Source organism: Aquipuribacter hungaricus (assembly GCF_037860755.1).
GTDB classification, from domain to species: domain Bacteria; phylum Actinomycetota; class Actinomycetes; order Actinomycetales; family JBBAYJ01; genus Aquipuribacter; species Aquipuribacter hungaricus.
In genome coordinates, this window is record NZ_JBBEOI010000095.1 from 1 (window position 1) to 13067 (window position 13067).

At 75.0% G+C, this 13067-nt stretch carries 15 protein-coding genes; 13 read left to right on the forward strand and 2 right to left on the reverse strand.

Going from position 1 to position 13067, the window contains the following annotated elements:
• The first annotated feature begins 109 nt into the window (after positions 1 to 109).
• The 13 genes from WCS02_RS11190 (at position 110) to WCS02_RS11250 (ending at position 10643) form a co-directional block, all read left to right on the forward strand.
• Positions 110 to 448 carry a YnfA family protein gene (locus tag WCS02_RS11190; RefSeq protein WP_340293076.1) on the forward strand — a complete coding sequence of 113 codons (339 nt, stop codon included), beginning with the start codon at positions 110 to 112 and terminating at the stop codon, positions 446 to 448.
• A gap of 69 nt (positions 449 to 517) precedes the next feature.
• A complete protein-coding gene (locus WCS02_RS11195; RefSeq protein WP_340293078.1) occupies positions 518 to 1417 on the forward strand; it encodes a copper resistance CopC family protein in 900 nt (299 codons plus the stop codon).
• Positions 1417 to 2748, forward strand: a complete 1332-nt coding sequence (locus WCS02_RS11200; protein WP_340293080.1) for a hypothetical protein — start codon at positions 1417 to 1419, stop codon at positions 2746 to 2748. Before WCS02_RS11195 ends, WCS02_RS11200 begins: the two co-directional genes overlap by 1 nt.
• A 248-nt stretch (positions 2749 to 2996) precedes the next feature.
• Positions 2997 to 4046: a copper resistance D family protein gene (locus tag WCS02_RS11205; RefSeq protein WP_340293082.1), complete on the forward strand. Its 1050-nt coding sequence runs from the start codon at positions 2997 to 2999 to the stop codon at positions 4044 to 4046.
• Positions 4043 to 4525 carry a hypothetical protein gene (locus WCS02_RS11210; protein WP_340293084.1) on the forward strand — a complete coding sequence of 161 codons (483 nt, stop codon included), beginning with the start codon at positions 4043 to 4045 and terminating at the stop codon, positions 4523 to 4525. Before WCS02_RS11205 ends, WCS02_RS11210 begins: the two co-directional genes overlap by 4 nt.
• Before the next feature lie 110 nt (positions 4526 to 4635).
• Positions 4636 to 5175, forward strand: a complete 540-nt coding sequence (locus tag WCS02_RS11215; RefSeq protein WP_340293086.1) for a hypothetical protein — start codon at positions 4636 to 4638, stop codon at positions 5173 to 5175.
• 66 nt (positions 5176 to 5241) lie between these two features.
• The gene (locus WCS02_RS11220) at positions 5242 to 5880 is read left to right on the forward strand and encodes a TlpA family protein disulfide reductase (RefSeq protein WP_340293088.1); all 639 of its coding nucleotides are present in this window, start codon (positions 5242 to 5244) and stop codon (positions 5878 to 5880) included.
• Positions 5877 to 6842, forward strand: coding sequence for a cytochrome c biogenesis CcdA family protein (locus WCS02_RS11225; protein ID WP_340293090.1), 966 nt, complete (start codon positions 5877 to 5879; stop codon positions 6840 to 6842). The genes WCS02_RS11220 and WCS02_RS11225 overlap by 4 nt, the downstream gene beginning before the upstream one ends.
• Before the next feature lie 218 nt (positions 6843 to 7060).
• The gene (locus WCS02_RS11230; protein WP_340293092.1) at positions 7061 to 7690 is read left to right on the forward strand and encodes a DUF3105 domain-containing protein; all 630 of its coding nucleotides are present in this window, start codon (positions 7061 to 7063) and stop codon (positions 7688 to 7690) included.
• A gap of 46 nt (positions 7691 to 7736) precedes the next feature.
• Entirely contained in the window at positions 7737 to 8111 is a 375-nt protein-coding gene (locus WCS02_RS11235) for an ArsR/SmtB family transcription factor (protein WP_340293094.1), read from the forward strand.
• Positions 8108 to 8911: a cation diffusion facilitator family transporter gene (locus WCS02_RS11240; protein ID WP_340293096.1), complete on the forward strand. Its 804-nt coding sequence runs from the start codon at positions 8108 to 8110 to the stop codon at positions 8909 to 8911. The genes WCS02_RS11235 and WCS02_RS11240 overlap by 4 nt, the downstream gene beginning before the upstream one ends.
• The gene (locus WCS02_RS11245) at positions 8908 to 9705 is read left to right on the forward strand and encodes a methyltransferase family protein (RefSeq protein WP_340293098.1); all 798 of its coding nucleotides are present in this window, start codon (positions 8908 to 8910) and stop codon (positions 9703 to 9705) included. The genes WCS02_RS11240 and WCS02_RS11245 overlap by 4 nt, the downstream gene beginning before the upstream one ends.
• Entirely contained in the window at positions 9702 to 10643 is a 942-nt protein-coding gene (locus WCS02_RS11250) for a cation diffusion facilitator family transporter (RefSeq protein WP_340293100.1), read from the forward strand. Before WCS02_RS11245 ends, WCS02_RS11250 begins: the two co-directional genes overlap by 4 nt.
• Before the next feature lie 200 nt (positions 10644 to 10843).
• Here the strand turns inward: WCS02_RS11250 and WCS02_RS11255 are convergent, their stop codons facing one another.
• The gene (locus tag WCS02_RS11255; RefSeq protein ID WP_340293102.1) at positions 10844 to 11470 is read right to left on the reverse strand and encodes a DUF305 domain-containing protein; all 627 of its coding nucleotides are present in this window, start codon (positions 11468 to 11470) and stop codon (positions 10844 to 10846) included.
• Positions 11471 to 12085: 615 nt separating this feature from the next.
• A partial coding sequence (locus WCS02_RS11260; RefSeq protein ID WP_340293104.1) for a M23 family metallopeptidase occupies positions 12086 to 13067 on the reverse strand: 982 nt, incomplete at its 5' end.

Below are 13067 nucleotides of genomic sequence, written 5' to 3' on the forward strand. Positions count from 1 at the left end.
GACCCCCCGGGTCCTGCGACCGCGCGAGGCGCGCGCCGGGCGCCGTCGCCGCCGTGCTGGCGGGCACGGCGTGCCGGCCCACCGCCAGGACGGCTGGCAGCCTTCGCTCATGTCTGACGTCGCTCGGTCCCTGGTCCTCTTCGCCCTGGCGGCGCTGGCGGAGATCGGCGGAGCCTGGTTGGTGTGGCAGGGGGTGCGCGAGCACCGCGGCTGGGTCTGGATCGGGGCGGGAGTGGTGGCCCTGGGGGTCTACGGCTTCGTCGCGACGCTGCAGCCCGACGCGAACTTCGGCCGGATCCTCGCTGCCTACGGCGGGGTGTTCGTCGCCGGCTCGCTGGCGTGGGGGATGGTCGTCGACGGCTTCCGCCCGGACCGGTACGACGTGACGGGGGCGGTGGTCTGCCTGGTCGGGGTGGCGCTCATCATGTACGCCCCGCGACCGGCCTGAGCCGACGGCGGTCGCGGTCGGTCACTCGCGGTGTTTGCCCGGTGATCGGCCCGACGCGATACTCCCTCGGTGCCAGACAGCGAGAGATCTTCCCGCCGGCTCCGGCCGGCCCGGTCCATGGCCCGCCTCGGCGGGCTGGTGCTGGGGGCCTGGGCGATGGTCCTCGGTGTCGCGCTGGGGGCGGCCCCCGCCGAGGCCCACGGGCAGCTGGTGGTGCAGGACTCGCTGCCGGTGGAGGGCGCCCGGATCGGTGAACCCCTGGACGAGCTGACGCTGGTGTTCACGGAGGCGCCGGCGGTGTTCGCGTACTTCACGGTCACCGCGCCGGACGGCACCCGGGTGGACAGCGGCTGGACGGACGGGCAGCCCGCGCCGCTGTCGACGCCGGTGGAGGAGTTCAACCGCGTCGACGGGCAGTGGGTGTCGGTGTACTACAGCACCGGGTTCCCGGCCCAGGTCGGTGTCGCGCACTGGCCCGCGGCGGGGGACTACACGGTCACCTACTCCAGCGTCGCCTCAGACGGGGAGGCGGTGGAGGGGTCGTACGTCTTCGCCTACGACGGTCCTGTCACGCAGGCGCCGCCCGGCTGGACGCCGCCGACCGACCCGCCGGACCCGCTGCTGGTCGAGGCCCTGGAGGCCGGTGACCCGGACGGGGTGACCGGGGACCCGGACGCCGACGGTCGTGACACCGGTGAGGTGGGCGGCGGTGAGCCCTCCGCCGGGGCCGGCACGGTCGGCGACCCGCGAGCGGACGACGCCGAGGCGGCCGGGGCGGGGCCGGGGGTGCAGCCGGCGGTCTACGTGGTCGTCGGGCTGCTGGTCGCCGGTGCTGTCGCCTCGGTGGTCGCCGTCACCCGTCGCGGCCGTGCCGGTGTCGGTAGCGGTGGTGGTGGCGGTGTCGCGGGTGGGACCGGCGGTGCCGGGAGGGTGCCTGCACCGACGGGGCGGCGGCGCCCGTCGTCCTGATGCTGCAGCTGCTCGAGCAGGTCCTCGCCCACGGGGTGGGGTCCAGGCAGGACCTCCCGCTGCCCCTGGGGTATGTCGTCGCCGGCGCGGTCGTGGCGCTGGTGTTCTCCTTCCTCACCCTGGGGCTGGCGTGGCGCAGCCCGCAGTTGCTCAGCCACGGCGCCGGGACCCCGGTCCCGTCCGCCGTGGCCACCGCCCTGGACCACCCGGTCACCCGGTGGCTGGCCCGCGGGGTCGGCCTGGTGCTCGGCGGGTGGTTCGTGCTGGCCCTGGTGGCCGGCCGGGACGACGTGGACAACCCGGCGCCCGGGATGTTCTTCGTGCTGCTGTGGGTGGGGCTGGTGCCGGCGTCGCTGCTGCTGGGACCGGTGTGGCGGGTGGTGAGCCCGCTGCGGACCGTCCACCTCCTGCTGGCCCGGCTGCTGCGGGTGGACCGGCGGCACGGCGTGCGGGTCCTGCCGGCGGCGGTGGGGTACTGGCCCGGGGCGGTGAGCCTGGCCGCGTTCCTGTGGCTGGAGCTGGCCGCGCCGGGGCGGGCGACGCTGCCGGTGCTGCAGGTCTGGGTCGGCACCTACGTCCTGGTCCACCTGGTCGCGGCGGTGCTGTTCGGGGCTCGGTGGTTCGAGCGGGGTGAGGGGTTCGAGGTGTTCAGCGACCTGGTGGCGCGGTTGTCGCCGCTGGGCCGCCGCGAGGACGGTGCCCTGGTCTTCCGGGTCCCGCTGGACGGTGCGGCGTCGCTGCGCCCGGCGCCGGGCCTGGTGAGCGTGGTGTGCCTGCTGCTGGGCTCCACGATGTTCGACTCGGTGGCCGGTACCGGGGGGTACGTGCGCGCGGTCCAGGGGTCGGGGTTCCCGCGGCCGGTCGTGGACACCGCCGTCCTGGCGGCGGTGGTGGGCCTGGTCCTGCTGGTCTTCGTCGCGGCCACGGCGGCCGCGGGCCGGGCGGGGGACCGGTCCCGCGCACAGATGCCCGGTGAGCTCGCGCACTCCCTCGTGCCCGTCGTCGTGGGCTACCTGGTGGCGCACTACTACTCGTTGCTCGTCCTGGAGGGTCAGCGCACCGTGGCGCTGGCGTCGGACCCGCTCGGCACGGGCGCGGACTGGTTGGGCACGGCGGGCCTGCAGCCCAGCGCCGTGCTCGTCGACCCGGCAGGGGTGGCCCTGCTGCAGGTGGCCGCCGTCGTGGTGGGCCACGTGCTGGGCACCGTCCTGGCCCATGACCGCGCCCTGGCGCTGCTGCCGCGCCGGGCCGCGGTCGCGGGGCAGGTCCCGCTGCTGCTCCTCATGGTCGGGTACACGGTCGCCGGGCTGCTGCTGCTCTTCGCCGGCTGAGCCGCCGGCAGTCGCCGCGCGCAGCTCGCCGCCCGGTCGTCGCGGTCGCTGCGGCCGCTGCGGCCGCCTCGGTCGCCCGGCCTGTGGGGGCACGGCCGGTGACGTGTCTTGTCGTGTCTGTAGCGGGGTCGTCTAGGGTCCGGTGGGTGACCAGGACGAGCTGGAGCGCGCAGACGGCTGCGCCCACCCGGGGCGGCTCGCGCCCTCGTCCTCGGTCGGCGCCCTGGACCTCGCGGCCGTCAGTCCTGGTGCTGCTGGTGGCGGGCGGGGGCCTGGCGGCGGTGCTCGCGGCGCTGCTGCTCGCCTCCGCCGTGGAGGGCGCGGCCGTCGTGGACCCGGGGACCGGGTCCGCCATCGCCGACCGGTCGGGCGCGACGACGCGCCTGATGCTCATGGTGGTGCGCCTGGCCTCGGACCTGGCGGTGGTCGCGGTGGTCGCCGGACTGCTGGTGACCCTCCTGACCGCCCCCACCCCCCGGCAGGGCGTCGACCGGTCCGCCTCGTCCGTGCGTCGTCAGGGGCAGGGTGTGGCGCTGCCGCGCGGGGTCGCCGCGTGGGCGCTGGCGTGGGCGGCGGCGGCCGCGTGCCTGGCGGTGCTCAACGCCTCGGACGTATCGAACCAGTCGGTGCTGCAGGTGCTGCGGACCGGGCTGCTGCTGGACTACCTGACGGTCATCCCTCAGGCCCGCATGCAGGCGGGGGCTGCCGGCGTGGCGATGAGCATCGCGGTCGCCGCGGCGGTCGTGGGCCGCGACCGGGGACGGCCCGCCGACGCCTCGGAGCCTTTCGTGGCGGTCGTGCTCCTCGTCCTGACGGCCGTCGGGGTGGCTCTGCCGCTGAGGACGGGCCACGCCGCCAGTGCGGTGGACCACGACTTCGCCGTGACCAGCGTCGTGCTGCACGTGCTGGCCGCGACCGTGTGGGTCGGGGGCCTGGCAGGGCTCGTCGTCCACCTGAGGCGGTCGGAGCCACGGCTGCTCGCGCGGGCCGTGGGCCGCTTCGACGGCGTCGCGCTGACCGCGTTCGTGGTCGTCGCCGCGTCGGGGGTCACCAGCGCCTGGACCCGGCTCCCGGAGTGGGGCCTCGTCACCTCCAGCGGCTACGGCGCCCTGGTCATGGTGAAGGTGGCCGCCCTCGTCGTGCTGGGCGCCTTCGGCGCGTGGCACCGCCACCGGACCATCGGTGAGCTGCGGGCGGGACGACCGGGTGCCTTCCGGCGGCTGGCCGGCGTCGAGGTCGTCGTCATGGCCGCTGCTGCCGGCGTCGCCGTGGCCCTGGCCCGGACCCCCACCCCGTGACCGCGTCCTCGTCCGCGTCCTCGTCCGCGTCCAGGTCGTCCGTCGCGGACGACGCGCGACCGGGCGCCGCCCCGCGCCGCGCCCGTCGCGCCCGCTCCTTGCGTCCCGCCGGCCGCCGGCCCGTCCGGGGCTGGGTCCGCTGGGCGGTGCTGGGGGGTGCTGCGGCCGCGGTGCTGTTGGGCGGGTGCGGTGAGGAGCCCACCGGGCCGCCTCCGCCCCCGGTCACCCTCAGCGCCACCCTGGCCGACGGGGAGGTCACCGTGGACGAGGCCTCGCCTGAGGTCCCCCGCGGGACAGAGGTCACGCTGCAGGTGACCTCGGACGAACCGGTCGAGGTGCACGTCCACGGGTTCGACGAGTACATCCGCATCTCCGAGGCCGGCACCGATGAGGCCACGTTCACCGTCGACCTGCCCGGGGTCTTCGAGATCGAGACCCACGAGACAGGGCTGCTCATCTACCAGCTCACGGTCCGGTGACAGGGGACGACCTGGTCCCCACGACGGTCGAGGCGCCGCCGTCCGGGCGCAGCCCCCGGCGGGTGGGGTGCTCACGCCGTGCTGTCTCCACCAGTCGTAGGCTCCGGGTCATGGACACTGCGCGCCGCCGCTCCTGGCGAGCGGTCGTGGTCGCGCTGTTCGGGGCGCTCGTCCTGCTGGGGACGCTGGTCGCGCACGAGTCGGTCGAGGTGACCCTCGGCGGGCACGGGCTGCAGGGTGTGCCCCTGCCCACGGCTGCTGCTGCGGTCGTCGGGCCGGGAGTCGGGCCAGCAGTCGGGCCAGCAGTCGGGCCAGCAGTCGAGCCGGTCGCGAGGCGCGTCGTCGACGTCGTCGACGTCGACGTCGGCGCCGGGTCTGTCGTCGAGCGCGCCGCCGGCACGGCGGTCGCTGCGGCACTGACGGTGGCGTCGGCCGCAGGGGAGGACGACGGCCTCCTCCTGCACTGCCTCACAGCGCTGGCGGGGACCTGTGTCGTCGCCGTCGTAGGGGCGCTGCTCTGTCTGGCGCTGCGCCGAGGACCGGGCGTCGCCCTGCGCGTGGGCCCACCACCCGTGCAGCGGCCGGTCGGGCCGACCGCTGGCCTGCCTGCGTCGCCGGTCCGCCTCCGTCTCTGCGTCGCCCAGGTGTAGCGGGGCTGCGCGGCCCGTGCGGCCGTGCAGTCCTGTCCTGGTGTCGATGCACGAGAGAGGTCCCTCATGCAGGTGCTCCTGCGTCCCCGTCCGGCCGGTCTGCGCACCTGGGCCCTCGTGGCTGTCACCGTCCTGCTGAACGGGTGCACGACTCCTGCAGCCGAGCAGGCGGCCGAGCCGGGTCCGGACGGTTCTGCTGCGGCCTACGTCTCCGGAGACTCCACGATCGAGGTGCTGGCGCCGGACCAGCGAGGCGCGCCGGTGTCCGGGGTGAGCGGGGAGACGCTCGACGGCGACCCGTTGGACACCGCGGACCTCGTGGGCGACCTCGTCGTCCTCAACGTGTGGGGGTCCTGGTGCGGCCCCTGCCACGCGGAGGCACCTGAGCTGGTGGCCGCGGAGGCCGAGCTCACGGCCGCCGCGGCGGCGTCGGGCCCTGTCGTCCGGTTCGTCGGGATCGACATCCGTGACAGGTCGCGTGCTGCGGCGCTCGGTTTCGAGGAGCAGTACGGCATCACCTGGCCGAGCCTGTACGACCCGGACTCGCTGCTGCTCCTGCCGCTGGCCGGGGACATCCCCCCGAACGTGGTGCCGTCCACGCTGGTCCTGGACGAGCAGGGGCGGGTCGCGGCCCGGCTCCTGGGCAAGGTGGACACCACCACCCTGGTGGCGGTCGTCGAGCAGGTGGCCGGAGGGTCGTCGTGACTGCTCTGACCGGCACCGTCCTGGGCGGGGCCGTGAGCGCGCTGACCTCCGGCCCGTGGGGGATGCCGGTCGTCCCTGCGGTGCAGGTCCCCGTGTCGGTGGCGGCCCAGACGGTCCTGGACGGTTCGCTGCTGCTGGCCGTGCCTCTGGCCGTGCTGGCCGGGCTGGTGTCGTTCGCCTCACCGTGCGTCCTGCCCCTCCTCCCCGGCTACCTGGCGTACGTGTCCGGGTTGGGCGCCGCGGGTCCGACCCGGCCGCTGCCCGCCCGGGCAGGGGCGGCCTCGGCCGGGACGGCCGCCGGCAGGAGCACGGGGGGGACCCAGGCCACCCCAGGGACGACCACGGCTGGCGGTGGGGGAGTGCGCCTGGCTGACCCGGCCTCCGTCTCCCGTCGGCGGCTCCTCGCGGGGGCGACCCTGTTCGTCGCCGGGTTCAGCGTGGTGTTCGTCCTGCTGGGGACGGTGGCCGGGGTGGCCGGGGCGGTGCTGCCCCGTGCCCGGACGGTGGACGTCGTGGCAGGAGCGGCCGCTGTCGGCCTGGGGCTCGTCTTCGTGGGCGGGGTGCCGTGGTTGTCGGTCGAGCGACGGCCACGGTGGCGTCCTGCGGTCGGCCTGGCGGGCGCACCGCTGCTCGGTGCCGCGTTCGGCGTCGGCTGGGTGCCGTGCATCGGCCCGACCCTCGGGGCCGTCCTGCTGCTCGCCGGCACCGAGGGTGGGGGTGGCCGGGGTGCCCTGCTCGCCGCGTCGTACTGCGCCGGCCTCGGGGTGCCGTTCCTCCTGGTCTCCCTGAGCTACGCGAGGGCGCTGGCTGCCCTGGAGCCGTTGCGCCGGCACCGCGTGCTGGTGAACCGGGTCGGCGGAGCGATGCTCGTGCTCATCGGCGTGCTGCTGATCACGGGTGCCTGGGGCCAGCTCGTCGACTTGCTCCGGGCACCTATCGCCCGCTTCCCGGTCCTGCTGTGAGCGCCCCGTGCCGGGCGAGCAGGAGAGGACCGCCCCCGGGGCGGGGCCGGGAGGGGCAGGCGCCGCTCACGGCGTCCCGCGTCCGCGGGCGAGGACGCAGTGCTCCCGCCGCGGTGCGGCCTGCGCCGCCTGCCACGACCGGCTCGACGCTCCGCGCAGCGCCCGCCTCCAGGCGTCACACCGTCACAGCACGCCCATCCATCTGAGAGGACACATCCGTGAGCAGCAGCACCTTCGGCGACAGGCAGGCACGTCTGCAGCAGATGCAGGCAGCGCAGTCAGCCCAGGAGCGACGACGCTCGTTCCTGGTCATCGGGGTGGCGGTCCTGGTGGCCGCCCTCCTCATCGGCACCGTGGTCGCGGTCATCGTGCAGTCGGAGTCCCAGCGGCAGGAGGTCGCCGGTGCAGCCGAGCAGCCCATCGAGGGTGTGCAGGAGTTCCCCGACCAGTCGCAGGAGCACGTGGAGACGGCCGTGGACTACCCCCAGTCGCCGCCGGTCGGCGGTGACCACCTGCCGGTGTGGCAGAACTGCGGCTACTACGCCGCCCCTGTCCCGGAGGGCGCCGGGGTGCATGCCCTCGAGCACGGCGCGGTGTGGGTGGGCTACGACCCCGCCCTGGCCACCGACCAGGTCGAGACCCTGCGAGAGCTGTCGGCGGACAACCCCTACCTCCTGGTCTCCCCCGTGGAGGACCTGGAGGCACCTGTCGTCGCCAGCGCCTGGGGCAGCCAGCTGGCCGTCGAGGACGTCGACGACGAACGGCTGTCGGTGTTCCTGGTCAAGTACCTGCAAGGGGAGCAGACACCCGAGCCGGGTGCCCCGTGCACCGGGGGCATCAACGGGTGAGGCCGGACTCTTCCCCCGGGGCGCACCGCCGGGTTAACATCGCCACATGACGATGACATCGCAAGCAGCGGGGGGACCGGGGGTCGTCGACGAGGCGGTAGCCCTGGGGACCGCGGCGACCCTCTTCCGCGGGCTGGGGGACCCGGCGCGCCTCGCCATCCTCCGCCACCTCACGCTGGGGGAGCACCGTGTGGTGGAGCTGACCGAGCACCTGGGGCTGGCGCAGTCCACGGTGTCTGCGCACCTGGCCTGCCTGCGGGGCTGCGGCCTGGTGACGTCTCGCCCGGAGGGGCGGGCGTCGATGTACTCCCTGGCCCACCCGGAGCTGCTGGACCTCCTCGCCGCGGCGGAGAAGGTGCTGGCCCTGACGGGCGCCGCGGTCGCGCTCTGCCCCACCTACGACCCTGAGGCCACAGCGTGAGCGGGACGTCCCCGGCCACCGCGGTGCCGGCGCTCACGCCGGCGCGCCGTGCCCTGCTGGGGCGCCGCGCGCAGCAGATCGCCGGTGCGTCGGTGGCCTACAACGTCGTCGAGGCCGTCGTGGCGATCTCGGCCGGCGCCGCGGCCGGGTCTGTCGCCCTGGTCGGGTTCGGGCTGGACTCCGTCGTCGAGGTCTTCTCCGGCGTGGTCATCCTGTGGCAGTTCCGCCACGCGGTGCCCCAGGACCGGGAGCGGCAGGCCCTGCGGCTCATCGCCCTGTCGTTCTTCGCCCTGGCCGCCTACGTCACGGTCGAGTCGGTGCGGGCCCTGCTCGGGCAGTCCGACGTGGACACCTCGCGGGTCGGTATCGCCCTGGCCGCCGCGTCGCTGCTGGTGATGCCGTTCCTGTCGTGGGCGCAGCGACGGACCGGTCGGCAGCTGGGGTCGGGGTCCGTCGTCGCTGACGGCACGCAGACCCTGCTGTGCACCTACCTGTCGGCCGTCCTCCTGCTGGGGCTGGTCCTCAACGCCACCCTCGGGTGGTCGTGGGCGGACCCGGTGGCCGGGCTCGTGATCGCCGCTGTCGCGGTGAAGGAGGGCGTGGAGGCGTGGCGCGGGGACAGCTGCTGCAGTCCCGTGCCGTCAGCGGGGGCGGACCCCGCCGGGTGCTCCGACGGCTGCTCGCCCGGCTGCACGGCTGCGTGCTGCAGCAGCGCACCCGGGGCAGACGCCGCACCCGCCGCCGGTGACGCCGAGGGGCGGACCGCGGTGGTCGCCGCCGCGCGCCAGGAGCGGTCATGACTGTGGCCGTCGGGGCGTGGGCTGCGCTGGTCCTGGACGTCGCGGGTCTGCTGGTCGTCTTCGTCGTGCGGACGTGGTTGCACCGTCGTCGTACGGGCACGTCCGGGTTCAACGGGATCTCGGGTGCCCCGGGCTCCGCGCAGTGGTGGGGCGGGGTGCTGTTCGTCGTCGCCCTGGTCCTGGGGCTGCTGGCGCCCGTGGCGGCCCTCACCGGTGTGGTCGGGCCCGTCGCCGGTGGCTGGCGCGGGCCGGTGGCGTGGCTGGGGGTGGTGGTGCTGCTGGTCGGCTTCGCGGGTGTCCTCTGGGGCCAGGGCGGGATGGGGAGCTCGTGGCGGATCGGTGTCAGGCAGGACGAGCGCACGGACCTCGTCACCGGCGGGGTCTTCGGGTGGGTCCGTAACCCGATCTTCACGGCCATGCTGCTCGCGCAGGTGGGCCTGGTCCTGCTCGTGCCCTCGGTGGTGTCCGCCGCGGCGCTGGTGAGCCTGTGGCTGGCGGTGCAGCTGCAGGTCCGCCTCCTCGAGGAGCCCTACCTGCTGCGGCGGCACGGTCACACCTACGCCCGGTACGCCGCTCGCACCGGACGCTTCGTCCCCGTCGTCGGACGGCTGCGCGAGGCGTCCCCGGTCGGTCCGGTCGGTCCGGTCGGTCCGGTCGGTCCGGTCGGTCCGGTCGGTCCGGTCGGTCCGGTCGGTCCGGTCGGTCCGGTCGGTCCGGTCGGTCCCGTCGGTCCCGTCGGTCCCGTCGGTCCCGCGGACCGCGTGGCACGGCGCACCTCGCCGGTGGCGTCGTGAGCGGCGGGCACTCCCACAGCCACGGGCTGCCTGCCGCGGGCGGCGAGGGTCCGGCGTCTCGCCGGTACCGGCGCCGGATGCTGCTGGTGCTCGCCATCACCTTGTCGGTGGTCGGGGTGCAGGTCGTCGGTGGGCTGGTGTCGGGGTCGTTGGCGCTGCTGGCGGACGCCGGGCACATGCTCACCGACGCCGCCGGTGTGGGGATCGCGCTGCTGGCGAGCACGATCGCCCTGCGCCCCGCGACCGACTCCCGCAGCTACGGCTGGCAGCGGGCGGAGATCCTCGCCGCCCTGGCCAACGCGCTGCTCCTGGCGGGCATCGCGGTGTGGGTGCTCTGGCAGGCGGTCGCCCGGTGGGACGAGCCCCCGGAGGTCGCGACGGGCGTCATGCTCGCGGCGGCCGTGGTCGGCGCCGTGGCGAACGCGGTGTCGCTGCTCGTGCTGCGGGGCGGCCAGGCGGAGAGCCTCAACGTGCGCGGCGCGTACCTGGAGGTCCTCGGGGACCTGCTCGGCTCGGTCGCTGTGGTGGTCGCAGGTCTGGTCATCGTGCTCACCGGGTGGACCCGCGCCGACGTCGTGGCCTCGGTCGTCATCGGCCTGATGATCCTGCCGCGGGCGTGGTCGTTGCTGCGCGACGTGCTCGACGTCCTGCTGGAGGCCACCCCGCGGGGGGTGGACATGGACGAGGTCCGCAGCCACATCCTCGAGGTCTCCGGTGTCGTGGACGTGCACGACCTGCACGCCTGGACGATCACCAGCGGGGTGCCCGTGCTGTCGGCCCACGTCGTCGTCGACGACGACTGCCTGGCCGCGGGCCGGTCCGGGCAGGTCCTCGACCGGCTGGGGGAGTGCCTGACCGGTCACTTCGACGTCTCGCACTGCACCTTCCAGCTCGAGCCCGTCGGGCACAGCGAGCACGAGGCGGCCCACCACCGCTGAGACCGCGGCCGCGTCCCGGCGTTCGTCGGCCGCCCCGCATCGCGCCTGAACTGGAGGCCTGACCGCGGTCCGACCGTGGTCCGACCCGGGGGGCTGCCCCGTCGCGGTCCGGTGTGCTCGGCGCCCGGACCGCCGGTGGTCCCGTGCCACCTGCACTGCCACTGAGGCAGGGGAGGGAGGGGGGCGGGAGCCACGCAGCCTCAGGGCGCGAGCAGCTCCTGCATCCGGTCGATCTCTGTCCCCTGTCTGTCGACGATGGCCTGCGCCAGCTGCTGCGCCGTCGGGTTCTGCCCGTCGTCGAGCTCGGACTCGGCCATGGCGACGGCACCTTCGTGGTGGTCGACCATCACCCTCAGGAACAGCTGGTCGAAGTCGGGGCCGCTGGCCGTCTGCAGCTCCGTCATCTGCTCCAGGCTCATGACCTCGGCCAGGCCGGCGAGCTCGTCCGCTCCCGCCGTGGGGGTGTCGTCGGCGGGCACGTCGGCGTCCCAGGCCTCCAGGGCTGCGGTGAGGGTCTGGATCTCGCGGCCCTGTGCGGCAGAGATGTCGTCGGCCAGAGCCAGGACTTCTGACCCCTGGGCCCTGTCGAGGGCGAGGTCGGACAGCTGTACCGCCTGACGGTGGTGGGTGATGATCCGCTGCGCGAAGGCGACGTCGGTCTCGTTGTTCGGGCCCTGGAACTGTTCCGCCGAGGTCGGGGTGCCGGCGGGGGTCCGGCGTTCGGCAGCGTCGGGCGTGCGGTCCCCGCTGCAGGCAGCCAACGTCAGGGCCAGGGCTGCTGCGGCGGCGGCGGCCGTGGCTGTCGCGCGGCGTGACGGCCTCGCCATGGGTCAGCTCCTTCGTCCCCGGTGGGGCGGCGCTGTGACCGCCGCCGCGATTGTCCACCCGACAGTCCTCAGCTGCATCGTCCTGTCGGCCCCGGCCGGGCCGACGAGGTCGTCCGCCGGGCGTGGCGCATGGCCAGCCAGCACGGACTGCGCGAACTGCGCGGACTGCGCGGGGACGAGGAGCCGCAGATGCTGCCGCCGGCCCCGCGGGGTGGGGTCCTGTAGCGGGGATGATGGTGGCGCGAGCCGGACCAGTCCCCGCGGGGGCGGCCCGGGTCGCCGGGCCTGGCCGCCTCGCCTCTTCCTGTCGCTCGGTTGTCATGATTGGACCTGCATGGACGTCGTGGTGGAAGTCGTCCGAGGGCTGCTGCCGACTGCTGGGGTCCTGCTGCTCTTCGGTCTGGCCATCCGGGCGATCGTGCGTGCCGACGCGGCGGAGCGAGCTGGGCGGGCGCGCGTGGAGGCCGATGAGGACGCGGCGGTCGCGGCAGACGCGGTAGTTGCAGCAGACGCGGCGGACGCGGTAGTTGCAGCAGACGCGGCGGACGCGGCGGACGCGGCGGCTCACCCAGGCACGGATGATCACCCCTCGGGGGAGTCAGGGCCCCCGTCGGCTCAGAGGTAGCCGCGCGGGTCCACGGGCTCGCCGTCCTCGCGGACCTCGAAGTGGGTGTGGCAGCCCGTCGACAGCCCGGTGGTGCCGACGTAGGCGATGACCTCACCCTGCGAGACAGGACCGCTGGTGACGGCGAATCCCTCCAGGTGGGCGTAGGCCGTGCTGGTGCCGTCGCCGTGGTCGACCGTGATGATGTTGCCGTAGGACCCGTCCCAGGTGGCCGAGACGACGGTCCCGTCACCGGCGGCCATCACCGGGGTGCCGCACGGGCTGGGGATGTCTTCGCCCTTGTGAAGCCGTCGTTCGCCGTAGACGGGGTGGATGCGCCAGCCGAAGGGCGACCGCACGGCCCCTTGCAGCGGCCGGATGAAGCGGCCGCTGCCGCCGGGGGCGGGGGAGGGGACCGCCGCAGCGTCCTCGTTCGAGCGGGCGTCGCGCGACGCCTGCTCCTGGGCGCGGGCGCCCTCGGCTGCGAGCCGGGCCTGCTCCTCGGCCTCGGCGGCGGCCAGCAGGTCCTGGGCGCCCTGGAGGCGCGCTTCGATGTCGGCCCGGCGCTCCGCCAGGTCGGTCGTCAGCGCCTCGACCTCCGCGAGCTGCTCCTTCTCCTGACCACGGCGTCGGTCGAGCTCGGTCTGTGCCTCCCGCACGTCGTTGAGGCTCAGGGAACGCCGCTCGGTGAGCAGGGTCAGCGTGCTCGTCGAGGTCAGCACGTCGAGGCCGCCGCTGGCGAGCAGGGACAGGCCCGGGTCGACGCTGCCCCGCTTGTAGGTCTCCACGGCCAGTGCCGCCAGCTCCGCCTCCATGTCGGAGACCAGCCTGGCCTGGCTGCTGGCGCGTGCCTCGGCCGCGGCGGCACGTTCCCGCTGCGACGTGAGCCGGGCCTCGACCTGCGCGTACTCCGCCGCGGCGGCCTCGACGTCACGGCCGAGCTGGGCCACCTGCTCCCGCGCGGTCTCGACGTCGGCGGCTGAGGCCGCCGGA